The organism is Acetobacterium carbinolicum (assembly GCF_047456275.1).
GTDB classification, from domain to species: domain Bacteria; phylum Bacillota; class Clostridia; order Eubacteriales; family Eubacteriaceae; genus Acetobacterium; species Acetobacterium carbinolicum.
This window is the reverse complement of record NZ_CP173357.1, coordinates 2393124-2418469: the sequence shown is the minus strand read 5'-3', so window position 1 is coordinate 2418469 and position 25346 is coordinate 2393124. Positions and strand designations below refer to the sequence as shown.

Here is a 25346-nt window from a genome sequence, read left to right as displayed (position 1 = left end):
ATGGAAACAAAAAAACCAAAAATACTCGTCGTGGTAGGACCGACTGCCAGCGGAAAAACCGCATTGGGGGTGGCACTTGCAAAAAAATTGAATGGTGAGATTATTTCTGCGGACTCCATGCAAATCTATAAATATATGAACATTGGTACAGCCAAGGTCACCTTAGAAGAAATGCAGGGGGTACCCCATCATCTGGTAGATTGTGTGTCCCCGGATGAAGAATTCAGTGTCGCAAAATATAAGAAAGCCGCACTGGGTGCCATCGAAGCCATTCTTTCAAAAGGAAAGCTTCCTATTATAATAGGGGGGACAGGATTATACATTAATAGTCTTAGTCTGCCCTGGGATTTTCAAAAAAAGGACAGTGATGAAATAATACGGTGGCGACTAACGGCCGAAGCCGAAGTCCTGGGGAAGGAAGCCTTATACCAGCGGCTAAAATCGGTGGATCCGGTTACGGCAGAAAGTGTTCACCCCAATAATCAAAACCGGATTATCCGGGCGTTGGAAATTTATGAGCTCACTGGCAAGCCGAAATCCCATTTTGATGAAGAGACAAAAAAACAGGAAGTTCCTTATGATTATATTATTCTGGGGTTGGACTGGGACCGCGAGACGCTCTATCATCGGATTAACCATCGGGTTGATCGGATGATTGAGGAAGGTCTTGTTGAAGAGACAAAGATGCTGGTTGAGCGGGGCTATGACTGGAACTTGACGGCACTAAAGGCAATTGGCTATAAAGAGCTAAAACCCTACCTGGAAGGGGTGTCCACCTTGGCAGAAGCGGTAACCATTCTAAAACGGGATTCCCGACACTACGCCAAACGTCAAATGACCTGGTTTCGCAAAGATAAGCGCATCCAGTGGCTGAAAATGAGTGAGGCCAAAGACTTGGAGACCCAGGTTGAGGCGTGTCTAAAGCTGATTCTTCCTCAATTTGAACCAATAAATGAAAGTGAGTAATTGTTTGAACATACAAAAAGACATTAAAACCTATCTTGAACAGGAATTTGAGATTTCAGCAGAAGTCATCGATTTCGTAAAAAAAGTCGAAAATGAGGTTCACTCCCAACTAAAAGAACGGGATGATCTGTCAGAGCTTCATCAGTATCGGGTCATCAAAGCGATGCAAAAGGCGGGACTGGGTGATCGACACTTTACTGTTTCGACTGGCTATGGCTATGACGATGTCGGACGGGAAGTGGTTGAAACCATCTATGCCGATGTTTTCGGAGCAGAAGATGCCTTGGTGAGGCCGCATATTTCATCGGGAACCCACGCGATTGCATTAGCTTTGTATGGGGTCCTTCGCCCCGGCGACCATTTACTGGCCATTACCGGTTCGCCCTACGATACCATCCGTTCCGTGATCGGCCTGGAAGAGACTTGTGTTGGGCAGGGAACCATTAAAGAATTTGGAGTCACCTATAATCAGATCGAATTGCTGGCTGATGGCAGTTTTGATGAAGTGGCGATTCTTTCTGCCATTACCCCAAATACGAAAATGATTTATCTGCAGCGATCGACGGGTTACAGCTGGCGGGCGGCACTAAGCATCGACGCGATGGCAGAGATGATTAAAAAAATTCGAGCAGTAAAAACAGATGTGATTGTTTTTGTCGACAATTGCTATGGCGAATTTATGGACCGGGTCGAACCAGTGTTAATCGGTGCCGATTTAATGGCCGGTTCGCTGATCAAAAATCCCGGTGGCGGATTAGCGCCGACCGGCGGTTATGTCGCTGGTCGAGCAGATCTGGTCCATTTGGCCGCCTGCCGACTGGCAGCCCCCGGAGTAGCCAGAGAAACCGGTGCCACCCTGGGAATAAACCGCACCTTGCTGCAAGGTCTGTTTTTGGCTCCAACGGTGGTGGCCCAGGCAATTAAGTCGGCGGTGCTATTGGCCGCTTGCTATAAAAAGCTGGGTTTTGCCGTTTGCCCCGAAGTGATGGACTATCGCAGTGATATCATTCAGAGTGTTTGTTTAAAAACCGCCGAAGCGGTTAAAACATTTTGTCGGGCGATTCAGGAAGCGGCTCCGGTGGACAGCCAGGCCACCCCTGAACCATGGGATATGCCCGGCTATTCGGATCCCATTATTATGGCAGCCGGTGCTTTTATTCAAGGTTCTTCCATCGAACTTTCGGCTGACGCCCCGATGCGGGAACCTTACTATGTTTATTTTCAAGGCGGTCTGACACATTTTCACGGTAAGCTGGGTGTATTGCTCAGCCTCCAACGCCTACTCGATAAACAACTTGTAAAAATTTAAAAATTAAGATTAGAAATAATGAGGAGAATCATGATAACAAAAGAAAAAATTGATCGAATCAATGAACTGGCCCGAAAGAAAAAAGAATGTGGGTTGACCGAAGACGAATCGGATGAGCAAATGACACTGCGGGCTGAATATCTGTCGGCTGTCAGAACAAATTTAAGAGCGCAACTGGATAACATCGAAATCGTCGATAAGTAATATAAAAAAAGCAAAGGAGCAAATTGTTATGAAAAATAAAGAGAAAGAAAAAAGTCCTGGGACGCTGCTTCAGGAGCAGCTGGGTAAAAAATGGGAACTGGCCTGGAAAGACCTCAGCGCAGAAGAATTTATCAAAGTAAAAGAGATCAGCGATGATTACATCCGCTTTCTAACCGCCGGAAAAACCGAGCGACAGTGTGTAACACTTAGTGTTGATCTGGCCGAAAAAGCTGGATTCAAGCCACTGGATTCTTTTTCGGAAGCCGGGAAAATTAGTTCCGGGGATAAACTCTACACGGTTCACAAAAACAAAACCGTGATTTTCTTTGTGGCCGGTAGGAAGTCGATTGAGGAGGGAATGGCTATTGTTGGTGCCCATATTGATTCACCTCGTCTTGATTTAAAACCATCACCTCTGTATGAAAGTGATGATATGGCTTTTTTCAAGACCCACTATTATGGCGGCATAAAAAAATACCATTGGGTGACGATCCCCCTGGCCATGCATGGAACAGTGGTAAAAAAAGATGGCGAAACGATTAACGTTTCCATCGGGGAAGCGCCAGAAGATCCGGTTTTTTGCATCACCGATCTATTGCCTCATTTGTCTCAAGAACAAAACACCAAAAAAATGACCGAGGGAATCACCGGGGAAGGGCTTAATATTATTGTCGGCAGCCAGCCCTATCCAGAAAAAGATTTAAAAGACGGGGTTAAGCTCAATATTCTCAATCATCTTTACACAAAATATGGTATGGTGGAAGAAGATTTTGCCACAGCTGAATTAGAAGTAGTGCCGGCAGGAGCTGCCCGAAACGTTGGTTTTGACGAAAGCCTGATTGGTGGCTATGGTCAGGATGATCGTATCTGCGCCTATACAGCACTGCGGGCGATTCTTGATCAGGAGACGATACCGGAGCGAACGCTTTGTGTGATTCTGGCTGATAAAGAAGAAATTGGCAGCGTCGGTAATACGGGCATGCATTCGCGCTTTTTTGAGGGCGCGGTCGCAGAACTAATCGATTTGATGGCGGTTAAAAAGCCCGAAATAGCCATTCGTCGCTGCTTAATGCGTTCAGAAATGCTTTCTGCTGACGTCACTGCCGGCGTCGATCCTAATTATACAGGTACCCACGATAAAGGAAATGCCCCATATATTGGAAAGGGAATGGTTTTGTCAAAGTACGGCGGTGCCCGCGGGAAATCAGGTTCCAATGATGCTCATGCTGAGTTTATGGGGAAGATGCGACAAACGCTCGAAACTGCCGGTGTGATCTGGCAGATGGGTGAGCTTGGCCGGGTGGATCTTGGCGGCGGTGGCACGATTGCCCATATTCTGGCAGAATATGGAATGGATGTACTGGATTGTGGCCCGGCACTGCTGAGCATGCACTCGCCCTTCGAGTTAGCATCTAAGGTTGATTTGTATATGTGCTATAAAGGGTATAAAACCTTTTTGGCTTAAAAAAAATGACAAGATAATACCCTTTAAGACAAAAAGGTTATTCTAAATGGCATATGTTAATATATTAACATATGCCATTTAGTGCATTAATCGTTTTGTCCCTATGAATGGTCACTTTGAAATGGTAGTTATAGTCTAAATATTATATTTTTAGAGCTATATATTACCATTTTTTTTCTGGGCCCGGTGGGTACAGTATTATTTTAAACAAATTTATTAATTCGTATGGAAAAAAAATAATTTATATGTTATGATACTGCCTATATATACAAGTATACAGTTTCTCTTGTGTAAAAAATTTAATTTGAGGGGTGTTTGACGTAAGATGAATGTAAAACATGGAACCTTTAAGGGGGGAATCCACCCACCCTATAGAAAGGAAAGTACAGCTGAAGTTCCGTTGGGCTTTGGCATAAAGCCGGAAATGGTGATCATACCCATGTCGTTGCACATTGGGGCACCTTGTACACCGATTGTGAAAAAAGGCGATCAGGTATTTCTGGGCCAGAAAGTTGGCGAGCCGAATGGTTTTGTTTCCGCTCCGGTACATGCCAGTGTATCCGGAAAAGTTGTTGCGGTGGAGGAACGTCCACATGCATCAGGGGATCGGATTATGTCGGTTGTGATTGAATCAGATGGTTTGGATACCATCGATCCAAGTATTAAACCCTATGGTACTTTAGAAGAAATGGATGCGGAGTCAATCAAAAAAATGATTCTGAATTCCGGGATTGTTGGTCTTGGTGGGGCAACCTTTCCAACTCATGTTAAACTGGCGATTCCACCGGACAAAAAGGTTGATTGCGTTGTTTTAAATGGTGCCGAATGTGAGCCTTATTTAACTGCTGATCATCATTTGATGCTGAATCAAGCTGAAAAGGTTGTCATGGGATTAAAAGCAGTCATGAAAGCGGTAAGTGTTGAAAAAGGTTTTATTGGTGTCGAAGATAATAAAACCGACGCCATTGAAGCACTTGTGACAGCAATTGGAAACGATAGCAGACTGGAAGTTTATTCATTACACACAAAGTATCCGCAGGGAGCTGAAAAGCAACTGATTGCGGCAATCACAGGTCGAGAAGTACCGTCGGGCGGGTTGCCAGCAGATGCAGGTGTTGTTGTTATGAATGTTGGAACAGCAGCTCAAATAGCAGAGTCAATGGCAACAGGAATGCCTTTGTACAAACGTTACCTGACTTGTACTGGCGATGCCATTAAAAACCCACAAACCATTGAAATTCGCGTAGGGGTACCATTTCAATCGGTGATTGACCAATGTGGGGGCTTCTCGGCTGAACCGGGAAAAGTAATTTCTGGCGGACCGATGATGGGGGTTACCCAGTTTGAAACGGCGATCCCTGTTATGAAGGGAACATCAGGGATTTTATGTCTAACCAAAGAATCAGCAAAAATTTCCACACCATCAAACTGTATCCACTGCGGCAAATGTGTGGGAGTCTGTCCAATTCACCTGCAGCCTCTTTACATCGCCGAATATTCCCAGCGGAATAATTGGGATAAATGCGAATCAAATAACGCCATGGATTGTATTGAATGCGGAAGCTGTTCTTACATCTGTCCGGCAAAAAGAACCCTGGCATCATCGATTCGTGTGGCTAAACGCGAGATTATCGCGCAGCGAAGAAAAGGAAATTAGGAGGAATATTGATGAATGAATTAAATCTTACAGTGTCATCATCCCCTCATATCCGCGCAAAACATTCCACAGCCAATATTATGCAAAATGTCATTATTGCTTTGTTACCTGCATTGGCTGTCGCAGGATTTGTTTTTGGGATATGGGCTTTGGCATTAGTAGCAATTTGTATAATTTCTTCAGTTACTACAGAAGCGGTTATTCAAAAACTGCTTAAGAAACCAGTAACGATTAATGACTGGAGTGCGGTTGTCACGGGGGTGCTTTTAGCATTCAACTTACCGATTAATGCGCCATGGTGGATTGCCGTTGTCGGTTCTGTTTTTGCCATTGCTATTGTTAAACAGTGTTTTGGTGGTTTAGGACAAAACTTCATTAATCCAGCTTTAGCGGCAAGAGCTTTCTTGCTGGCTTCATGGCCGGGACATATGACCGCAACAGCTTATCTGCCAGTATCGGATACGGTAACGACGGCAACACCATTGACCTTATTAAAAGCTGGTGAAGCGGCAAGCATGCCTTCAGCCATGGACTTATTCTTCGGTTTAAACGGCGTGTATGGATGTATCGGGGAGATTTCAGCCCTTGCTTTGTTGCTTGGCGGATTGTATCTAATTTTCAAAGGCATTATTAGCTGGAGAATTCCAACCATTTATTTATTAACAGTGGGAATTTTTGCCCTTCTGGTTGGACAAGATCCAATTGTGCATATTGTATCAGGTGGTGTGATGTTGGGTGCCTTCTTTATGGCGACGGACTATGCGTCATCGCCGGTTACACCAAAAGGTCAGATTATTTATGCATTGGGGTGTGGGTTAATTACCATGATCATTCGTATTTATGGGGGTTATCCTGAAGGCGTTTCTTATTCAATCCTACTAATGAATGTTGCAACACCTCTTATTGAACGCTTCACCAAAGAGCGAATCTATGGTGTGACTAAAACCAAGAAGGAGGCTAAAGCATAATGGAAACAAAAGAAAAAATTCAGATTGATTGGAAAGTTGTTTTTAAATTAGGTTTTATTTTACTTCTTATTTCAGGGGTAGCAGCTTGCTGTCTGGCATTAACCAATTATGTGACGGCCGGTACGATTGAGGAAATGAACATTCAAGCAAACACTGAAGCGCGTCAGGAAGTTCTGCCGGAAGCGACTGATTTTGAAGAAGTGCCAGTTGCGGATGTGGAGAAAATAGCCACAGAAATCAGCATGGCAAAACCTGAAGAGTTGTTAGAAATTTATATTGGCAAAAATGGCAGTGAAATTACGGGCTACACAGTAAAGACCGGTCCGGGCAGTGGTTTTGGTGGAGAAGTACAAGTGTTAACGGGAATCTCGACGGATGGCGTCATTACTGGAATCACAATCATTAAACATAATGAAACACCCGGTTTGGGTGCACTGGCCACCGGTGAATGGAATGATCAATTTACTGGAAAATCGGCGACCGAAGAGTTGATCGTTGTAAAAGGGACGGCTAAAGAAGGCAGTAATGAAATTCAAGCAATAACTGGATCTACCATTACTTCCAAGGCAGTTACTGAAGGTGTGAATACATCGATTCTAGTTTACCAGACTTTGTCGGAATAGGGGGAGTGTATTAGATGAATTTTATACAAAATCTAAAAAAGGGTATCATAAAAGAGAATCCGATCTTCGTGCTTTTGCTGGGGATGTGTCCTACTCTTGCGGTAACTACATCAGCGGTTAATGGTATGGGTATGGGTTTGGCAACATGTGCGGTACTCATTTGTTCAAACGTTGTAATTTCGGCACTTAGAAAGGTGATTCCAGACAATATTAGAATCCCGGCTTTTGTTGTTATTATCGCGTCGTTTGTTACCATTGTCGGAATGTTAATGAAAGCTTATTTACCATCTTTGGATGCATCGTTGGGATTATTTATTCCCTTGATCGTAGTAAACTGTATTATCCTGGGTCGAGCAGAAGCGTTTGCATTTGGAAATGGAATTGCTGATTCATTTGCGGATGGATTGGGGATGGGGTTAGGCTTTACCCTGGCGTTAACAATTCTTGGATCAATTCGTGAAATTCTAGGGGCAGGAAGTATTTTTGGATTTTCTTTATTCGGAGCTGCTTATGAACCGGTATTATTGATGATCTTGCCTCCTGGAGCATTTTTAACTCTAGGTCTTTTGATTGGTCTCATTAACTGGAAAACGAAAAAGGCATAGGGGGAGATATCAATGACTTTAATTTTTATAATGATTAGTGCAATTTTTGTCAACAACTTTGTACTATCACGATTTTTAGGTATTTGTCCGTTTTTGGGGGTGTCCAAACAAGTTGAAACTGCTGTTGGAATGGGGGTTGCGGTAACCTTTGTTATGGCACTGGCTTCGGCAATTACTTATGTAGTTCAATATTCAATTCTTGATCCATTGGGTCTTGGTTACCTGCAGACAATTGCTTTTATTTTGGTAATTGCAACGCTGGTTCAGCTGGTTGAAATGATTATTAAGAAAGCCAGCCCATCGCTGTATCAGGCACTGGGTGTATACCTCCCCTTAATCACAACAAACTGTGCAGTTTTAGGGGTTGCGCTTTTAAATATTCAGTTTGAATATAATTTTATTGAAACGATTTTTCACGGCGTTGGGGCGGCCTTAGGTTTCACGCTTGCCATCGTGCTTTTTGCGGGCATCCGTGAGCGGCTCGAAACGTCGGCAGTTCCAAAATCTCTTGAAGGATTCCCGATTGCATTATTAACTGCGGGGTTAATGGCGATTGCGTTTTTGGGATTTTCCGGAATGAAATTAGGTTAGGAGGATACAGAAATGTTAAATGCGATTTTAGTTCCTGTCGGTATCCTCGGTGTATTTGGTTTACTGTTTGGAATTGGCCTTGCCATTGCGGCAAAGGTATTTGAAGTATATGAAGATCCGCGGGTACCAATGGTAAGAGCTGCTCTTCCCGGGGCAAACTGTGGTGGTTGTGGATTGCCTGGCTGTGATGCACTGGCATCAGGGATAGTCAATGGAACGGCAGCCATCGATGCCTGCCCGGTTGGGGGAGCCGATTGTACCGCTGCCATTGCCGAAATTATGGGTATGGAAGCCGGAAGTGCGGTTAAAAAGGTTGCCACTGTCATTTGTCAGGGAACCTGTGAAACAGCACCAAATCGCGCTGATTATTATGGCGAAATGGATTGTCGAGAAGCGATGATTGCTTCTGGTGGTGCAAAAGGATGTCGATATGGATGTCTGGGATTAGGAACTTGTAAAGCGGTATGCCCCTTCGATGCGATTGTTATGGGAGAAGACGGACTGCCGAAAATTGATCCGGACAAATGTACTTCTTGTGGTAAATGTGTGGATGCCTGTCCCAAAGCCATTATGAGCCTGGTGCCGGCAACTCAGGAAGTCATTATTAAATGCCATAACCTTGACAAAGGAAAGATTGCCCGTCTATCATGTACAACTGCATGTATTGCTTGTGGTGCTTGTAAAAAAGCCTGTCGCTTTGATGCGATCACGATCGAGAATAATTGTGCGAAAATTGACTATGATAAATGTCGACAATGTTATGAGTGCGTCGACAAGTGTCCGATGAACTGTATTACGGGTGATGTGGAATATGGCAAAGAAACTGCATATATTATTGAAGAAAATTGTATTGCCTGCGGGTTGTGTGCGAAAAATTGTCCCGTTAATGCAATTACTGGGGAGATTAAAAAACCACCCTACGTTATTGATCATGATATGTGTATTGGCTGTGGAATCTGTTTTGATAAGTGCAGGAAAAATGCGATTGAAATGAGACCAAATAAGACCAAATAAATAAAGTAGAACCAGATAAATAAGATGTTCTAAACGGCTCCTCATTGAAAAATGAGGAGCCGTTTTTATTAAGAATTTATGACAATTCATGATTTGATTAAAATTTTAATGAGAATTTTAGGAAAGATGTATAAAATAAATTGCGGTTCTGTTAAAATAGTAATATTGCTAACATGAGGAGACTCAGGTTTAAATTTTTACCAAATTAATGCTGATGGGTCAATCAATATTTCAGCAGTGAATCAGATTATGTTTGGTTGTCGGTCATATCTGAGTTGTTAAACATGAAAAACGTCTGTAATTACCTTAAATCTAAAAAAATATCTAACGCCTCGGGGCGAATTGGGGTATAATAGTATGCATGTTTTAAAGTAGCATCATATGAATCCGGGTATTGTAAAATAAAGCAGAAAAAATAGAATTAAATTAATTAATCATAAAAAAATTTAGTAGAGTTAGAACCGGGGGTAGGATTATCAGTCTTGTTTATACATATCAAATATCAATAAATCATGAAAAGCTGGTCAGAGAGGAACTGGTCAAGCGTTACAGTTATTCTAGCCGTCTTATCAGAGAAATTAAACGGATTGGAAAGATCAGTTTAAATCAGCGCGAGTGTTTTCTGGGACAACAAATTAAACCAGGAGATGTCATTGAGATTAAGATGCCTTGCGAAGATATTGATGGTGAACCGGTATCGGGGAACCTTAATGTCGTTTACGAAGATGAGGAATTGTTAGTCATTAACAAACCGCCTTTCTGTGTAACACACCCAACGAAAACGCATCAATTGGATACCCTGGCAAATTATATCAGCTATTATTGGGGTGAGCGCGGTGTTTCTGCAAAAATCCGTTTTATCAATCGATTGGATCGAGATACAACGGGTATTGTGGCGATTGCCAAAAATAAATATGTGCATCATTATGTTCAAAAAGAAACGAATTCAGGTAAGGTGATTAAGGTTTATCATGCTTTTGTGCATGGAAAACTTCCCCATCAAGAAGGTATTATTAATGCGCCCATTGGTCAACCCTATGAAAACAGTATCCACAGGGTTGTTATGGAAGATGGGAAACCATCGGTAACCCGCTATAAGGTGCTGGAGGAATTTAAGGATGCATCGTTGGTAGAGTTGGTTTTGGAAACAGGACGGACACACCAGATAAGAGTTCATATGAAGCATTTGGGAAACCCGATTATTGGTGATCCTCTGTATCATGGCGAGTGTATGCAAACAGGCTCTTTTGAAATGCCGCATCAGGCACTTCATGCGCATCGTCTTTTACTATCACTTCCCAGTAAAAAAAATTTGTACGTTCAGGCTGAATACAGCAAAAACTTGACGGAACTTCATAAACATTTAAGAGAGAATAAAGAGAAAAAGGTGATGGAATGAGTGAAAAACAAAAAAAAGGAATAAGAAGACGTAAGAAGAAAAAACATATTGGAGCAAAAATACTCATTGTTCTTTTGGTGCTGGGAATACTGGGAGCCGGAGTCATGTATTCCATCTATGCTGCAAATCGCATGGATATTTCAGACTATCAGTATCAGGCAAAGGACAAAACCGAGATCTATTCAGCAGATAATGCCGTTATTGCCGAGTTGTACACAAAAAACCGGACCAACATTACCATCGATCAGATCCCGGTACAATTACAACATGCCCTGGTATCCGTAGAGGATTCGCGTTTTTACGATCATTTCGGGATTGATGTACTGGGGATTGGCCGAGCATTTTTTGCAAACATTGCTAGCAGTAGCATTAGTGAAGGAGCCAGTACCATTACCCAACAGTTGGCTCGAGTTCTGTTTTTGCCGGATATTGCAACTGAACAGAATTTTAATCAGAAATTGATAAGAAAGCTAAAGGAAATATCGATTGCACTACAGTTAGAAGAAAAGTATACCAAAGAGCAGATTCTGGAGATGTACTTTAATGAATACTATTTTGGCTCCGGCGCATATGGAATAGAGGAAGCAGCACAAACTTATTTTAACAAACCGGTTTCGCAGGTTAACCTTGCTGAAGCTGCGATGTTGGCAGGTTTGCCTCAGGCACCCAGTGCCTATGCTCCTAATTCTAATTTTGAAGCAGCCAAAAAGCGTCAGCAGGAAGTTCTGGCACGAATGGTTAAAGAAAAGTACATTACTCAGGAAGAAGCAGATGCCGCCTATGCATTGGAATTAGTTATCAGAGATCCGGCAACGATCAGTAATGACGATCAGATTGTGGATAATTACGAAGCCTATGTAGGAAGGGCTCTGGATGAATATGCTCGGATGAAAGCTTCATCCGTTATGCAGGAGCGTGGTCTTACAGAAGATCAGGCTATTGATTATATAAAAGAGAACATCGCCAGCGGCGGGTATCGTATTTACACAACGATTAACACCTCCATGCAGAATGATGCAATTGACAGTCTTAATACCGGATTGGCAGACTATGGCATGGAAGAGGAAACAGGGTCAGTGGTATCAATCGACTTAGATGGTGCGGTAAGAAGTTATTATGGTGGGAATACACAAATTGATATGGCCAACACGCCAAGACAGCCGGGATCAAACATCAAACCGCTCTATTATGCAGCGGCTATGGATAAGGGATTGATTACGCCGTCAACGACAATTCTCGATGCCTATACCGATTTTGGTGGCTATGCTCCGAGAAATTACGATGGTGGTTATCATGGAACCGTGACGGTACGAACTGCGTTAATAAATTCTTATAATATTCCGGCGGTTAAAGTGTACGATAAGGTTGGAGTTGAAGCGGCCGTCGCATTTATGCAGACGATGGGAATATCAACCTTCGAAGATACTGATTATAATTTAGCAACTGCCCTTGGTGGGATGACCTATGGGATTAAACCGGTGGAAATGGCGGCGGCCTTTAATGTTTTTAACAATGCCGGGGTTTACAATCAACCGTACTTTGTTACAAAACTGGAACAGATCAACGGTGAGGTTCTTTATACAAAAAATGCATCCAGTACGACCACCAGAAAAGTCATGACCGATACCACGGCAACTAATATGATGGGCATACTGGAGGGGGTTGTCAGTTATGGTACCGGTACTGCCGCATCTCAGATTTATACAACAGCCGGGAAAACGGGTACAACCCACGATAATAAAGATTTATGGTTTACCGGTATTACGGGTAATTTGACCACGACAGTCTGGATTGGTAGTCCTGAAAATTATATTTTATCGGGTGGCAGCTATATCGCGGCAGGTATTTATGGGAATTACATGAGCTCTGTCATCAATCAGGATCTGCTGACGATCACAGAAATGGAGCGAACGTCGAACGAAGGCGAAACATCGGGAGCCTCTACCATTGACGCAGGCACGACCAAAAAGACAACAGAAGAGGAAAAGAAGACTGAAACGGAAACGCCGACGACGAAACCGACAACACCGACTGAGCCGACAACACCGACTGAGCCTGTCAAACCGCCGGAGCCAACCGAACCGCCGGAGCCAACCGAACCGACAGAACCAACTGATCCAACTGATCCAACCGATCCAACAGAGCCAACGGAACCAACGGAGCCAACCGAACCAACCGAACCAACAACGCCTACTACCTAACGGAGGAAGATGATGATTGAACAAAGCAAATCAAAAAGACTGGAAATTAAACAAAACATGCGGGGTGGCAAGGGTGATATTGAAATTACTCATATCACCAATAATGAAATTCTGGGTAAGAATTGTCGCCTCTTTGCCCAGATTACGGTGAAACCTGGAGATTCCATTGGGGAGCATCAGCACATCAATGAGCGGGAAGTATTCTATTTTTTACAGGGAAAAGGCATCGTTATCGACAATGGCAAGGAGGCTGAAATTGGGCCCGGAGACGTGATGGTGACTCCTGATCAAAGCAGCCATAGTGTTATCAATACCGGTGATGAAGATCTTGTGTTTATGGCACTGATACTTAATGAAAACGCATGACAAAAAAGAAGATCGAACAAATCTTAGCCACACTGGAAAGCCGATACGGCCAGGAACAGTGTGGCTTAGATTTTAAGTCTCCCTTTGAATTGCTGATTGCGACCATCCTTTCGGCACAATGTACGGATGTTCGCGTGAACATTGTCACTAAAGATTTGTTTGAAAACTACAAGACACCTGAAGCGATTCTACTTTTGGGAGAGGAAGCCCTGCTCACAAAAATTAAGACCTGCGGTTTAGCAAGAACAAAGGCGAAAAACATCATCTTGACCTGCCACCGTCTACTAATAGAATATAATGGCACGGTGCCTGATCAAATGGAGCAACTACTTACGCTTCCAGGCGTTGGTCGCAAAACCGCCAATGTGGTAATGAGCAATGCCTTTAATATTCCCGCGATTGCAGTGGATACCCATGTCTTTCGGGTTTCCCGACGAATTGGCTTAGCCCAAGGGAAAAATGTGCTGGAAGTTGAAAAAGAATTGATGAAAAACATCCCCAAAGATAAATGGTCTCAGGCCCATCATTGGTTGATCTGGCATGGTAGAAAATGTTGTACGGCAAGGAATCCCAATTGCAGTGGTTGTATGCTGCGAAGCCTCTGTAATTTTGGCAGGGGAAATAATAAAGAAGCGTAGGATGTGATCAATTATTTCTTGTGTTTTTCTTAAGAATGGTTTATGATAATCACTATAAATAATCATTGAAAAGAAAAAGGAGGAAAAAATGAAGAAAAGAGTGATTAGTGTTTTACTCGTAATGATGTTCACCGCTTCTATTTTTGCATTTGCAGGTTGTTCTACATCCGGTGGTAGTGCAGACGCAGATGTTGTCAAGCTTGGTTTTATTGGACCAATGACTGGCGATGCGGCCATCTACGGGAGCTCAGCTGAAGAGGGGGCCCAATTAGCCGTAGCGGAAATCAATGCGGCTGGTGGTATTGATGGGAAAAACGTCGAATTGGTTGCTTATGATTCAAAAGCTGATCAAACCGAAGCGATCAATGCCTACAACCGATTAAGAGACCAGGATGGTGTTGTTGCTGTAATTGGGGGAACCTTAAGTGGTGAGACCTTAGCAATGAAAGATATCATGGTACAGGATAATATGCCAGTATTATCGCCAACTGCTACGGCGGTTGAAGTAACGCAAGAAGCGCCAAATGTGTTTAGAGCATGCTTCCTGGACGATTATCAGGGACAAGCTGCGGCAAACTTCTCAGCGACAACATTAGGCGCCAAAACAGCAGCTTTATTAATTGGAACTGGTAATCCCTATTCAGAAGGTGTTTCAGAAGCATTTAAGGCTGCATTTACTGCCAAAGGCGGTACCATTGCCGGCAGCGAATCTTATGGAACAGCGGATAAAGATTTTAGTGCTCAATTAACAAAGATCAAGGAAATGAATCCGGATGTTGTGTTTGTTCCAGATTATGTTCAAACAGTTGGTCCTATTCTTCAAAAAGCTAAAGAAATGGGCATTACCGCAAAATTTGTCGGAGCGGATGGTTGGGATGGCGTACAGGAAGAGTATGCTGATGCCGCGCAGGGAAATTACTTCACAAATCATTATGCAGCCGATTCACCCTCAGAAACCGTTCAGAACTTTATTACGGCCTACAAAGCAGAGTATAATAAAGTGCCAAACTCGTTTGCAGCTTTAGGTTATGATGCTGTTTATACCATGGTAGAAGCAATTACTGCGGCGGGAGCAACAGAGGCGGCAGGCATTATCACAGCATTAAATGCCACTGATCATGCTGGTGTTACTGGAACCTTAAAGTTTGATGAAGAAGGCAATCCCAAAGACAAAGAAGTTACCATTATTAAAATTGACGACGGTCAATTAAAATTTGATTCCACAGTGGTTAATAACTAGTCTTTAATAAATTTATTATTACACTAAACAAAAGGGATATAGGAGAGACACATCTCTTCTATATCCATTTTATGTTATTCTACATATGTTATTCTACAAAGGAGGATACATCGTGAATTTATTTCTGCAACAGCTGATTAACGGGCTAAACGTAGGGAGTATCTATGCGCTCATCGCAATCGGTTATACCATGGTATACGGCATTATAAAACTTATCAACTTTGCCCATGGTGAAATCATGATGTTCGGTGCGTATTTTGCATTCATTGCCGCTACCAGTTTTCAATTGCCGGTTTGGGCGGTTCTTTTATCTTCAATGGTTATTATGGCCATTATTGGTGTGACGATCGAATTCGTTGCCTACCGGCCACTTAGAAATGCGCCCAGACTATCAGCCCTGATTACAGCCATTGGTGTAAGTCTGTTTTTACAGAATCTGGCACTGATTATTTTTAAGCCGGACCCAAAGGTTATGCCCAAGATTTTTCCTGAAACGATTTATAAATTAGGTGAAATCGAAATCAGTTCAACCACTCTGATTACCATAGGTTTGTCATTGTTTTTTATGGTTTTGTTGGATCTCTATATCCGAAAAACGAAACAGGGTCGTGCCATGCGTGCCGTATCAGAAGACAAGGATGCTGCGATTCTGATGGGTATTAACGTTAATCGGACCATTTCACTCACCTTTGCTGTGGGTTCTGCGCTTGGCGCATTGGGGGGGGTTCTTTTTAGTGTCGCGTATATTCAGGTTTACCCGACGATGGGTGTTATGCCTGGTCTAAAAGCATTTATCGCGGCTGTTTTAGGCGGTATCGGAATCATACCCGGAGCAATGTTAGGTGGGTTTATCATTGGGATGGTCGAGACCTTGACAAAAGCCTATCTTTCGACAACCTGGGCAGATGCCATCGTCTTTGCTATTTTGATCATTGTACTGCTTTTCAAACCCACCGGTATTCTGGGTAAAAATACAAGAGAGAAGGTATAGACAATGGATCACAATAAGAAAAAAGCATATTTAATTAATACAATCGCCATTGTTGCCACCTATCTCGTATTCTTTGTGTTAATTCAAACGAAAACCATGAATAATTATTTTGTCGGAATTGCTATTATGACCTGCATTATGATTATCATGGCGATGAGTTTGAATATTGTTGCCGGTTTTTTAGGAGAAATGGCTTTAGGACACGCCGGTTTTATGGCCATTGGTGCTTATGCATCGGCCGTTTTTTCGATGGCTCTGGTCGATAGCGGCCTGCCATTGCCAAAGCTATTTATTCTTATTTTGGCCATGATAGTTGGTGGTGTTGTAGCCGGTATTTTTGGCTTCCTTATCGGGACACCAACATTGCGGTTGCGCGGTGACTACCTTGGCATTGTTACGATTGGTTTTTCTGAAATCATTCGAATCTTTTTTATCAATTTCGGACCAACTGGTGGGGCGGCCGGTTTAAAAGGGATTACCAGACTGGTTAATTTTCATAATGTTTATTGGATTACAATTCTGGTCGCCATTCTGATCTTCACTTTGGGACGATCCAAACAGGGGCGAGCGATTATATCGATTCGGGAAGACGAGATTGCTGCCGAAGCGGCAGGAATTCCCACAACGCGATATAAGGTATTGGGATTTTCGTTGGCAGCGTTTTTTGCCGGAATTGGCGGTGCCTTGTATGCGCACTACCAATCTTTTTTGGAGCCCAGTAAGTTTGGCTTCATGTTCTCCATTGAAATGTTTGTGATTGTCGTTTTAGGAGGACTGGGAAGCCTCACCGGCTCGATTATTTCAGCTATTGTTTTGACAGTATTACCGGAAATGCTTCGCAGTTTTTCCGAGTATCGGCTACTAATTTATTCGCTAGTCTTGATTATCATGATGATTTTCCGGCCACAGGGAATTTTTGGACGATCTGAATTCTCACTAACAGCTTTTATTGAATCACTGATCCAACGAAAAAAGGTTAAGAATTCTATTGACGGAGGTGAAGCATCATGACCGTTTTATCAGCAAAAAATATAACCATGCAATTTGGCGGTTTAACTGCCGTTGATCAGTTTAATCTCGATCTGAGCGCCAACGAACTGGTTGGCCTGATCGGACCCAATGGCGCTGGGAAAACGACCATCTTCAATATGCTCACTGGAGTTTATGTGCCAACTGTGGGCGAGATTTTTCTAAATGATCAAAGTATTATTAAAAAGTCGGCCCACGAAATCGTCAAACTGGGTGCGAGTCGAACCTTTCAGAATATCCGTTTGTTTAAAGATTTGACAGCAGTCGAAAATGTAAAGATAGCCTATCACAATTTTATCGATTACAATATGATTCAGGGAATGTTCAGAACCAAAAAATTCTGGGTGGAAGAAAAAAAAGCTCAAGAAGAATGTATGAAGTTGCTTGATATCTTTGATATGGGTGAGTATGCCGATACATTGGCTAAAAACCTGCCCTATGGACAGCAGCGAAAGCTTGAAATAGCCAGAGCCTTGGCTTCTGATCCAAAAGTATTGATGTTAGATGAACCAGCGGCGGGAATGAACCCCAATGAAACGACCGAACTGATGGAAACCATCCACTTTATTAGAAATAAATTTGATATTACCGTTTTGCTTATTGAACATGATATGAAGTTGGTGATGGGGATTTGTGAACGAATCATTGTCGTGGATTATGGCAAAACGATTGCCGAAGGCACTCCGGATGAAATCAAGAACAACCCTGATGTTATTCGTGCTTATTTAGGTGATTAGGAGGCCGCAGATGCTTAAAGTAAAAGATTTAAATGTACACTACGGGAAAATTCATGCCATTAAAGGCATTAGTTTTGAGGTGAATGAAGGTGAGATTGTTACCCTTATCGGAGCCAACGGCGCCGGTAAAACCACCATTCTACAGACTATTTCGGGACTATTAAAACCCAGCGAAGGGATGGTATCCTTTGAAGGAGAGAATCTCAACAAGGTACCGGCCCATCAGATACCAATGATGGGAATCGCTCATGTTCCGGAAGGACGACGAATTTTTGCCGAAATGACGGTTTTGGAGAATCTTCAGATGGGCGCCTATATCAGGAAAGATAAGATTTCGATCCAGGAGGATATGGAAAAAATATTTCTGAATTTTCCACGGCTAAAAGAGCGCATTAAACAAATTGCCGGAACCTTAAGTGGTGGCGAACAGCAAATGTTAGCGATGGGCCGGGCTTTGATGACGCGACCCAAACTGATTCTTCTGGATGAGCCGTCAATGGGATTGGCTCCGCTGCTTGTTGATGAGATATTTAATATGATCCAAACAGTTAATGATGCCGGAACGACCGTATTGTTGGTGGAACAGAATGCTAACAAAGCTTTGCATATTGCCAATCGCGCTTATGTTCTGGAAACCGGATATATCAAACTTTCTGGTAATGCCAGAGATCTGCTGGTCAACCCGGAAGTTCAGCAAGCTTACTTAGGCGGCTGAGCGAAAAAACTGTCTCTATCGAGGCAGTTTTTTAATGAGGTGCTTCATCTTTAATAAAATTGACTGCATACACCGATAATATTTCTTAAACACCTTGATTTTCATCCTTGATATGGAAATATACCTATGATATACTGTTAAAATTGAATGTGAATATAATTTATAGTGAAAGATACGGAGGATAACATGAGTGCTACAGTAGAAAGTATTGAAAAAAATATCGCCACCTTAAAAATTGAAATTAGTCCGGAGGAATACTCACAGGCTGTCAAAAAGTCCTATGATAAAAATAAAAAACGTTTTTCAGTTCCAGGATTCAGAAAAGGAAAAGTTCCTAAACAGGTAATTGAATCCTATTATGGTAAAAATGTATTTATGGAAGATGCCATCGATTTTGCCTTTGCGCCAGCTTATACCAGTGCATTGGAAGAAACTGAAATTAAACCGGTAACCCGCCCTGATCTTGAGAATATTGAAAAGATCAGTGAAGAAGAAGGTGCTACTTTTATTGTTAAGGTTGGTGTTAAACCTGAGATTAAATTGGGTGAATACAAAGGCGCTGAAGTGGATTCTTTAGAAGCTGTGATTACCGCCGAAGAGATGGCTGAAGAACTTGCTAAAATGCAAGATCAAAATGCTCGCTTGGTTACCTTAGAAACCGGCGAAGTCAAAGATGGTGCAACAGTAACCATTGATTATGAAGGATTTTTAAATGATGAGCCATTTATTGGCGGTAAAGATACCGATCATGAGCTGGTTATTGGTAGTGGTGCCTTTATTCCAGGTTTTGAAGAGCAATTAATTGGCGTCCAAATCGGTGAAGAAACAACCGTTAATGTGACCTTCCCGGATGAATACCATGCTGAAAACCTTAAAGGTCAAGCGGTAGTGTTTAAAGTAGCAGTCAAGGGAATCAAAGAAAAAGAATTGCCGGAACTCGATGACGATTTCGCCAAAGATACCAGCGAATTTGACACGTTGGATGAACTCAAAGCAGATGTTGAAGCACGTTTGAAAGACGCTAAGACTGCCGAACTAAGAAAAGCGGCAGAAATAGCAGCGGTTAATTTTGCCGTCGAAAATGCCGAAATTGATGTTCCTTATTTAATGATTGAAGAAGAAGTGGACAATAATCTGCAAAACTTTGAATCGCAAATGAAACAACAGGGAATTTCGTTAGATGACTATTTTAAATTTACCAATGTTAATCGCGATGAGTTTAGAGAAAATCTGAAAGAAGATGCGGAAAGAAATATAAAAACCGAATTGATTCTTTCGAAAATTGGTGAAATAGAAGCGTTAGAAGCAACTGATGAAGAAATGGATGAAGAAATAAAAGTGTTTGCAGATGCCTATGGTCATGACTTTGAAGACTATAAAAAAGGCCTTCAGGAAAGAATGCTAGACTATATCAAGGCAAACATTATTAGAAGAAAGACAGTGGAAATGCTGGTAGATGTAGCTACTACTAATATTTCTGAGTAATAAATAAGAAAGCAGGAAAATATATTCATGCTAACAAGTAAAACAACTCAATCATTAATTTCTAACAATCTAGTACCCATGGTCGTTGAACAGACAGGCCGGGGCGAACGATCATATGATCTGTTTTCAAGGTTGTTAAAAGAACGGATTATCTTTTTAAATGGCGAAATAAACGAAAATCTGTCGTCGCTGATTGTTGGACAATTGATTTTCTTAGAAGCAGATAATGCTGAAAAAGATATTCAAATCTACATCAACAGTCCCGGCGGGTCAGTTACAGCGGGGCTTGCCATCTACGATACGATGAACTATATCCGCTGTAATGTTTCCACTATTTGTGTGGGTTTGGCGGCATCGATGGGGGCGTTTTTATTGGCGGCCGGTGAAAAAGGAAAGCGCTTTTCCCTGCCAAATAGTGAGATTATGATTCATCAACCTCTTGGGGGTGCCCAGGGTCAAAGTACGGATGTGGAAATTTATGCAAAACGTCTGATCAAAACACGAGAAAAACTAAATTTAATACTTAGCGAGCAGACCGGGCAACCCCTGGAAACTATTGCTAAAGATACTGATCGCGATAATTTTATGGATCCTGACGAAGCCAAGGCCTACGGATTGATTGATGAGATCATTGTGTCGAGATAGGAGGCTTAAAAATGGCAAGAAATGAAGATAGCATCGAAAATGCGCGATGTTCCTTTTGTGGTAAAAGCCAATCTCAGGTAAAACGGATGGTTGCAGGACCAGGCGTCTATATTTGCAATGAATGTATTGAACTCTGTGAAGAAATCATGGATGTGGACAGTATGCCTGAAGACATTGTCTTTGACGATGTTCCCAAACCGAAAGAGATCAAGCAAAAATTGAGTGAGTATGTGATTGCTCAAAATCGCGCCAAGCGAGCGCTGGCAGTGGCTGTTTACAATCACTACAAGCGGATTACCGCGATGGACGAAAATGATGCGGAAGTAGAATTGCAAAAAAGTAATATTCTTTTAATTGGACCTACTGGATCTGGAAAAACCCTTTTAGCCCAAACACTGGCTCGGGTTTTAAATGTTCCTTTTGCAATTGCTGATGCCACCTCGTTAACTGAAGCGGGCTACGTTGGTGAGGATGTGGAAAACATTTTGTTAAAACTTCTTCAGGCCGCTAATTTTGATGTTGCCAAGGCTGAAAAAGGTATTATTTACATCGATGAGATCGATAAAATTGCCAGAAAAGGTGATAATCCTTCGATCACTCGAGATGTTAGTGGTGAGGGTGTTCAACAGGCACTTTTAAAAATATTAGAGGGCACAGTGGCTAATGTTCCGCCTCAAGGTGGACGTAAACATCCCCATCAGGATTTTATCCAGATTAATACCAATAATATTTTATTTATTTGTGGTGGGGCATTTGATGGCATGGACAAGGTCATTGAACAGCGAACGGAAAAAAGTTCGATGGGCTTTGGAGCAGATATTCGCAGTTCCAAAGAAAAAATCGAAGATGATAATCTAAGTTCTGTACAACCCCAGGATCTGCTAAAGTATGGACTGATTCCAGAGTTTATTGGACGAATCCCGGTGATCGCCTCACTTGAACACCTGGATGAAGAGTCATTGATTCAAATACTCACAGAACCGCGAAACGCATTGGTAAAACAATATATTAAAATGTTTCGAATCGAAGGGGTTGAGTTGGAATTCCATCAGGATGCCCTGGTAGCGATTGCCAAAAAAGCCATGGATACCAAAACTGGTGCCAGAGGTCTTCGGGGGATCATCGAGAATATTATGCTCGATATTATGTTTGAAGTACCTTCCAATGAAAATATTGAAAAAGTAATCATCACTAAAGAAGTGGTTGAGAAACAAGTTGAACCGATTATGATTTTAGGACAAAAAAATGATAGCAAAACTAATAAAAATGATGTAGTATCTTAGATTTATTATAGGGCCGTTCAAAAGACCAACTACTCTTTGGTATTTAATACCGTGTATTTGAAATTTTGCGCGGCTTTTTTTAAAGTTTGGCTTATCAGAAATAGTAAAATACTATTATAATAAAAGCGGTAAGGAGTTGATTAATTTGAGTATCGAAAAAAAAGAAATTCCGGAAGAAAATACTGACCCGATCGGTCTGACTGAACCGGAGCTATTTGTTCAGGAAAAAGAAACCCTGCCACTCATACCGCTACGGGGAATGAGTGTGTTTCCAGGTATGGTGGTTCATTTTGATGTGGGCCGAGAAAAGTCTGTCAAAGCGTTAGAAGCTGCGATGGAGCGGGACCAGATGGCATTTTTAGTCACCCAAAAGGAAGTCATCAAAGAAGATATCAACCCGGATGACTTTTATCGTATTGGTTGCAGAGTCAAGGTCAAACAATTGCTTAAAATGCCAGATAATCTTGTCAGAGTTCTGGTTGAAGTTCAGGAAAGACGGGAAATTGTCGAATTTGAAAGCTTGGATCCCTATTTTCTAGTTACCACCAGACCGGTTCGTTCGGTGTACTATGATACAAAAGAGAATCGCACATTAGTCCGAATGATTCGAGAGTCGTTTGCCAATTATATGAATGTGACCCGGAAGGTCGCTACCGATCTGATTCTGGCAATGGATTCCTTGGATGATCCCGATCAGCTGATTGATATTATCGGCGCCAATTTGTTTTTAGATCTGGAAGATAGCCAGCGACTGATCCAGGAAACCGATGTGAATAAACGATTGGTGCTGACTTATGAAATTCTAGTCGAAGAAGTGGAAATGATTAAGATTGAACACAATATCGACGAAAAAGTTCGCAGTGAAATGTATAAGCACCAGCGGGAGTATTATCTTCGGGAACAGATAAAAGTGATTCAAAATGAATTAGGAGAAGGCGACGTTCAAAATGAACTGGATGTTTATCGGGAACGATTGGCCGCCCTGGATGTTGCCGATGAGGTTCGGGATAAGGTTTTAGGAGAGCTTAACCGATTAAATAAAGTACCACAGGGTTCTTCTGAAGCGGGGTTAATTCAGACTTATGTGGAATGGATACTCGATCTTCCCTGGAATACATTAACCGAAGAAACCATCGATGTTTCAATTGCCAGAAAAATATTGGATGAAGATCATTACGCCTTAAAAAAGGTAAAGGAGCGAATACTGGAGTATATCTCAGTGCTCCAGCTTTCAAAAAGCTTGAAATCACCAATAATCTGTCTGGTGGGACCACCTGGAGTGGGTAAAACATCGATCGCAAAATCTATTGCCCGGGCACTTAACCGTGAATATGTTCGGATGTCATTGGGCGGGATGCGGGATGAAGCTGAAATACGAGGTCATCGACGAACCTATATTGGTGCTATTCCCGGACGGATTCTTTACAACATTAAAAAATGCGGAACCCGGAATCCACTGTTTTTACTGGATGAGATTGATAAGTTGGGACAGGATTTCAATGGTGACCCGGCCTCAGCACTTTTAGAAGTGTTAGATCCAGAGCAAAATAATACCTTTACCGATCACTATCTGGAACTGCCTTTTGACTTATCCCAGGTACTTTTCTTGACAACGGCCAATTCGTTATCAAGTATTCCCAGGCCACTACTGGATCGTATGGAAATCATTGAAGTAAACGGCTATGTTGAAAGTGAAAAAGTAGAAATAGCGCAGCGTTATCTAATTCCAAAACAATTAGAAATTCATGGGTTAAAAAAATCGACCTGTAAATTTAGTGAAGCGGTGATTAAAAATACCATTGAGTATTACACCAGAGAGTCCGGTGTCCGGGAACTGGAGCGAAAAATTGCCCAGGTTTGTCGGGTCGCCGCCAAAGAAATTGTTGAGCATAAGAAAAAAAGTATCAGCATTACCCAGAAGAACCTGGAAAAATTCTTAGGAAAGCATCGTTACTCCTTTGATACCGTTGGTGACAAAAAAGAAGTCGGTCTGGTCAATGGTTTAGCCTGGACACCAGTTGGTGGCGATACCCTGCAAATTGAAGTGATTGTTGTCGATGGGACTGGAAAGATTGAAATTACCGGTCAGCTTGGTGATGTCATGAAAGAATCTGTCAAAGCGGGCATTAGTTACATTCGTTCTCAGGCTGCGGTGTTGGGGATCGAGTCAGATTTTTACTCTAAAAAAGATATTCATCTCCATGTGCCAGAGGGTGCCGTCCCTAAGGATGGTCCATCGGCAGGGATCACCGTTACGACAGCCCTGATTTCATCACTGACCAATACGCCAGTGCCGCAAAATTTAGCGATGACCGGGGAAATAACTCTGAGCGGTCGAGTTCTGCCAATTGGTGGACTGCGGGAAAAATTGACAGCCGCCCATCGCGCCGGAATCAAAGAAATTATTTTACCAAAAGAAAATGAAAAAGATCTGGAAGATGTCCCAAATGTCGTTTTGGAGGCTTTACATATTCAGTCTGTTTCAAAAATGAGCGAGGTTACAAAAATCGTCTTTAAACAGTTACAATAAAGAGATTGACCAGACTCCCAGGAAATGGAGAACGTAATGAAAGTAACAAAAGCAGAGATTGTCATCAGTGCTGTGGCGGAAGCTCAGTACCCGGATGACAATCTACCAGAAATAGTGCTGCTGGGGCGTTCAAATGTTGGAAAGTCAACCTTTGTTAACACCTTGATTGAACGTCGCAGACTGGCACGAACCAGCTCTCAACCGGGAAAAACCCAAACCATGAATTTCTATCGGATTAATGACCGGTTTCACTTTGTCGATATGCCCGGATACGGCTATGCCAAAGCTTCAAAAACGGAACGGGAAAAATGGGGAAAAATGATTGAGAAATACTTAAGAAACAGAGAAAATGTCGCAATGATTTTTCAGCTTATTGACTCCCGGCATGATCCTTCCGAAGACGATTTGCTGATGTATGAATGGTTGGTCCATTACGGTCTTAATCCCATGATTATCGGCACCAAGGCGGATAAAATATCAAAAACTAATCAAAAAAAATCACTTAGCCATATTGCCAAATCATTGAATCTGAGAAGTTCCCGGGAAGTGATTCTTTTTTCAGCAGAAACAAAGCTGGGTAAGGAAGAAGTTTGGGAACACATTGAAAAGGTCTTAAAGTAAAAAAGGGCTTCCTGATGGGATACAAGCAGATGACTACGTTAGAATGATCGAACTGATCTGAACT

At 42.3% G+C, this 25346-nt stretch carries 24 protein-coding genes; all 24 read left to right on the top strand.

Features of this window, described 5'->3' with window-relative positions:
* The 24 genes from miaA to yihA all read left to right on the top strand — a co-directional run bounded on the left by miaA (position 1) and on the right by yihA (position 25282).
* Positions 1-966, top strand: coding sequence for a tRNA (adenosine(37)-N6)-dimethylallyltransferase MiaA (gene miaA, locus ACIZ62_RS11190; RefSeq protein WP_111886571.1), 966 nt, complete (start codon positions 1-3; stop codon positions 964-966).
* Positions 953-2275: an aminotransferase class I/II-fold pyridoxal phosphate-dependent enzyme gene (locus ACIZ62_RS11185; protein WP_414150169.1), complete on the top strand. Its 1323-nt coding sequence runs from the start codon at positions 953-955 to the stop codon at positions 2273-2275. The genes miaA and ACIZ62_RS11185 overlap by 14 nt, the downstream gene beginning before the upstream one ends.
* 30 nt (positions 2276-2305) lie before the next feature.
* On the top strand, positions 2306-2479 hold the full coding sequence (locus ACIZ62_RS11180) for a DUF896 domain-containing protein (RefSeq protein WP_084633607.1): 174 nt from the start codon (positions 2306-2308) through the stop codon (positions 2477-2479).
* A 28-nt stretch (positions 2480-2507) separates the two neighbouring features.
* Complete coding sequence (locus ACIZ62_RS11175; RefSeq protein ID WP_111886573.1) at positions 2508-3944, top strand: aminopeptidase; 1437 nt, start codon at positions 2508-2510, stop codon at positions 3942-3944.
* A 325-nt stretch (positions 3945-4269) separates the two neighbouring features.
* Complete coding sequence (gene rsxC, locus ACIZ62_RS11170; protein ID WP_322518976.1) at positions 4270-5601, top strand: electron transport complex subunit RsxC; 1332 nt, start codon at positions 4270-4272, stop codon at positions 5599-5601.
* Positions 5602-5612: 11 nt separating this feature from the next.
* Positions 5613-6569, top strand: coding sequence for an RnfABCDGE type electron transport complex subunit D (locus tag ACIZ62_RS11165; protein WP_414150168.1), 957 nt, complete (start codon positions 5613-5615; stop codon positions 6567-6569).
* Entirely contained in the window at positions 6569-7192 is a 624-nt protein-coding gene (locus ACIZ62_RS11160; protein ID WP_111886576.1) for an RnfABCDGE type electron transport complex subunit G, read from the top strand. Before ACIZ62_RS11165 ends, ACIZ62_RS11160 begins: the two co-directional genes overlap by 1 nt.
* A 14-nt stretch (positions 7193-7206) precedes the next feature.
* On the top strand, positions 7207-7797 hold the full coding sequence (locus ACIZ62_RS11155) for an RnfABCDGE type electron transport complex subunit E (protein WP_111886577.1): 591 nt from the start codon (positions 7207-7209) through the stop codon (positions 7795-7797).
* 12 nt (positions 7798-7809) lie between these two features.
* Positions 7810-8388, top strand: coding sequence for an electron transport complex subunit RsxA (gene rsxA / locus ACIZ62_RS11150; protein WP_111886578.1), 579 nt, complete (start codon positions 7810-7812; stop codon positions 8386-8388).
* A gap of 12 nt (positions 8389-8400) precedes the next feature.
* Positions 8401-9402 carry a 4Fe-4S binding protein gene (locus tag ACIZ62_RS11145; RefSeq protein WP_111886579.1) on the top strand — a complete coding sequence of 334 codons (1002 nt, stop codon included), beginning with the start codon at positions 8401-8403 and terminating at the stop codon, positions 9400-9402.
* Between the two features lie 433 nt (positions 9403-9835).
* Entirely contained in the window at positions 9836-10801 is a 966-nt protein-coding gene (locus ACIZ62_RS11140; RefSeq protein WP_414151855.1) for an RluA family pseudouridine synthase, read from the top strand.
* Positions 10798-13002 (top strand): transglycosylase domain-containing protein, encoded by a 2205-nt coding sequence (locus ACIZ62_RS11135; protein ID WP_111886581.1) that lies wholly within the window; start codon positions 10798-10800, stop codon positions 13000-13002. Before ACIZ62_RS11140 ends, ACIZ62_RS11135 begins: the two co-directional genes overlap by 4 nt.
* Before the next feature lie 9 nt (positions 13003-13011).
* Positions 13012-13368, top strand: coding sequence for a cupin domain-containing protein (locus tag ACIZ62_RS11130; RefSeq protein WP_242988560.1), 357 nt, complete (start codon positions 13012-13014; stop codon positions 13366-13368).
* Positions 13365-14006: an endonuclease III gene (gene nth / locus ACIZ62_RS11125; protein WP_111886583.1), complete on the top strand. Its 642-nt coding sequence runs from the start codon at positions 13365-13367 to the stop codon at positions 14004-14006. Before ACIZ62_RS11130 ends, nth begins: the two co-directional genes overlap by 4 nt.
* Positions 14007-14094: 88 nt before the next feature.
* Positions 14095-15246 (top strand): ABC transporter substrate-binding protein, encoded by a 1152-nt coding sequence (locus ACIZ62_RS11120; protein WP_242988561.1) that lies wholly within the window; start codon positions 14095-14097, stop codon positions 15244-15246.
* Between the two features lie 85 nt (positions 15247-15331).
* Entirely contained in the window at positions 15332-16237 is a 906-nt protein-coding gene (locus tag ACIZ62_RS11115) for a branched-chain amino acid ABC transporter permease (protein ID WP_111886584.1), read from the top strand.
* A 3-nt stretch (positions 16238-16240) separates the two neighbouring features.
* Complete coding sequence (locus ACIZ62_RS11110) at positions 16241-17248, top strand: branched-chain amino acid ABC transporter permease (protein WP_111886585.1); 1008 nt, start codon at positions 16241-16243, stop codon at positions 17246-17248.
* Positions 17245-18003, top strand: coding sequence for an ABC transporter ATP-binding protein (locus ACIZ62_RS11105; RefSeq protein WP_111886586.1), 759 nt, complete (start codon positions 17245-17247; stop codon positions 18001-18003). The genes ACIZ62_RS11110 and ACIZ62_RS11105 overlap by 4 nt, the downstream gene beginning before the upstream one ends.
* A gap of 10 nt (positions 18004-18013) precedes the next feature.
* The gene (locus tag ACIZ62_RS11100) at positions 18014-18718 is read left to right on the top strand and encodes an ABC transporter ATP-binding protein (RefSeq protein ID WP_111886587.1); all 705 of its coding nucleotides are present in this window, start codon (positions 18014-18016) and stop codon (positions 18716-18718) included.
* A 186-nt stretch (positions 18719-18904) separates the two neighbouring features.
* Positions 18905-20203 carry a trigger factor gene (gene tig / locus ACIZ62_RS11095; protein WP_242988562.1) on the top strand — a complete coding sequence of 433 codons (1299 nt, stop codon included), beginning with the start codon at positions 18905-18907 and terminating at the stop codon, positions 20201-20203.
* A gap of 27 nt (positions 20204-20230) precedes the next feature.
* Positions 20231-20848 carry an ATP-dependent Clp endopeptidase proteolytic subunit ClpP gene (gene clpP, locus ACIZ62_RS11090; RefSeq protein ID WP_111886589.1) on the top strand — a complete coding sequence of 206 codons (618 nt, stop codon included), beginning with the start codon at positions 20231-20233 and terminating at the stop codon, positions 20846-20848.
* Between the two features lie 11 nt (positions 20849-20859).
* Positions 20860-22131 (top strand): ATP-dependent Clp protease ATP-binding subunit ClpX, encoded by a 1272-nt coding sequence (gene clpX, locus ACIZ62_RS11085; protein ID WP_111886590.1) that lies wholly within the window; start codon positions 20860-20862, stop codon positions 22129-22131.
* Between the two features lie 145 nt (positions 22132-22276).
* Entirely contained in the window at positions 22277-24661 is a 2385-nt protein-coding gene (gene lon, locus ACIZ62_RS11080) for an endopeptidase La (protein ID WP_111886591.1), read from the top strand.
* 36 nt (positions 24662-24697) lie between these two features.
* Positions 24698-25282 carry a ribosome biogenesis GTP-binding protein YihA/YsxC gene (gene yihA / locus ACIZ62_RS11075; protein WP_111886592.1) on the top strand — a complete coding sequence of 195 codons (585 nt, stop codon included), beginning with the start codon at positions 24698-24700 and terminating at the stop codon, positions 25280-25282.
* Positions 25283-25346: the final 64 nt, after the last annotated feature.

Coding starts and splice junctions, on each gene's coding strand:
- miaA (WP_111886571.1), top strand. CDS start 1: ATGGAAACAAAAAAACCAAAAATACTCGTCGTGGTAGGACCGACTGCC.
- ACIZ62_RS11185 (WP_414150169.1), top strand. CDS start 953: ATGAAAGTGAGTAATTGTTTGAACATACAAAAAGACATTAAAACCTAT.
- ACIZ62_RS11180 (WP_084633607.1), top strand. CDS start 2,306: ATGATAACAAAAGAAAAAATTGATCGAATCAATGAACTGGCCCGAAAG.
- ACIZ62_RS11175 (WP_111886573.1), top strand. CDS start 2,508: ATGAAAAATAAAGAGAAAGAAAAAAGTCCTGGGACGCTGCTTCAGGAG.
- rsxC (WP_322518976.1), top strand. CDS start 4,270: ATGAATGTAAAACATGGAACCTTTAAGGGGGGAATCCACCCACCCTAT.
- ACIZ62_RS11165 (WP_414150168.1), top strand. CDS start 5,613: ATGAATGAATTAAATCTTACAGTGTCATCATCCCCTCATATCCGCGCA.
- ACIZ62_RS11160 (WP_111886576.1), top strand. CDS start 6,569: ATGGAAACAAAAGAAAAAATTCAGATTGATTGGAAAGTTGTTTTTAAA.
- ACIZ62_RS11155 (WP_111886577.1), top strand. CDS start 7,207: ATGAATTTTATACAAAATCTAAAAAAGGGTATCATAAAAGAGAATCCG.
- rsxA (WP_111886578.1), top strand. CDS start 7,810: ATGACTTTAATTTTTATAATGATTAGTGCAATTTTTGTCAACAACTTT.
- ACIZ62_RS11145 (WP_111886579.1), top strand. CDS start 8,401: ATGTTAAATGCGATTTTAGTTCCTGTCGGTATCCTCGGTGTATTTGGT.
- ACIZ62_RS11135 (WP_111886581.1), top strand. CDS start 10,798: ATGAGTGAAAAACAAAAAAAAGGAATAAGAAGACGTAAGAAGAAAAAA.
- ACIZ62_RS11130 (WP_242988560.1), top strand. CDS start 13,012: ATGATGATTGAACAAAGCAAATCAAAAAGACTGGAAATTAAACAAAAC.
- nth (WP_111886583.1), top strand. CDS start 13,365: ATGACAAAAAAGAAGATCGAACAAATCTTAGCCACACTGGAAAGCCGA.
- ACIZ62_RS11120 (WP_242988561.1), top strand. CDS start 14,095: ATGAAGAAAAGAGTGATTAGTGTTTTACTCGTAATGATGTTCACCGCT.
- ACIZ62_RS11115 (WP_111886584.1), top strand. CDS start 15,332: ATGTTATTCTACAAAGGAGGATACATCGTGAATTTATTTCTGCAACAG.
- ACIZ62_RS11110 (WP_111886585.1), top strand. CDS start 16,241: ATGGATCACAATAAGAAAAAAGCATATTTAATTAATACAATCGCCATT.
- ACIZ62_RS11105 (WP_111886586.1), top strand. CDS start 17,245: ATGACCGTTTTATCAGCAAAAAATATAACCATGCAATTTGGCGGTTTA.
- ACIZ62_RS11100 (WP_111886587.1), top strand. CDS start 18,014: ATGCTTAAAGTAAAAGATTTAAATGTACACTACGGGAAAATTCATGCC.
- tig (WP_242988562.1), top strand. CDS start 18,905: ATGAGTGCTACAGTAGAAAGTATTGAAAAAAATATCGCCACCTTAAAA.
- clpP (WP_111886589.1), top strand. CDS start 20,231: ATGCTAACAAGTAAAACAACTCAATCATTAATTTCTAACAATCTAGTA.
- clpX (WP_111886590.1), top strand. CDS start 20,860: ATGGCAAGAAATGAAGATAGCATCGAAAATGCGCGATGTTCCTTTTGT.
- yihA (WP_111886592.1), top strand. CDS start 24,698: ATGAAAGTAACAAAAGCAGAGATTGTCATCAGTGCTGTGGCGGAAGCT.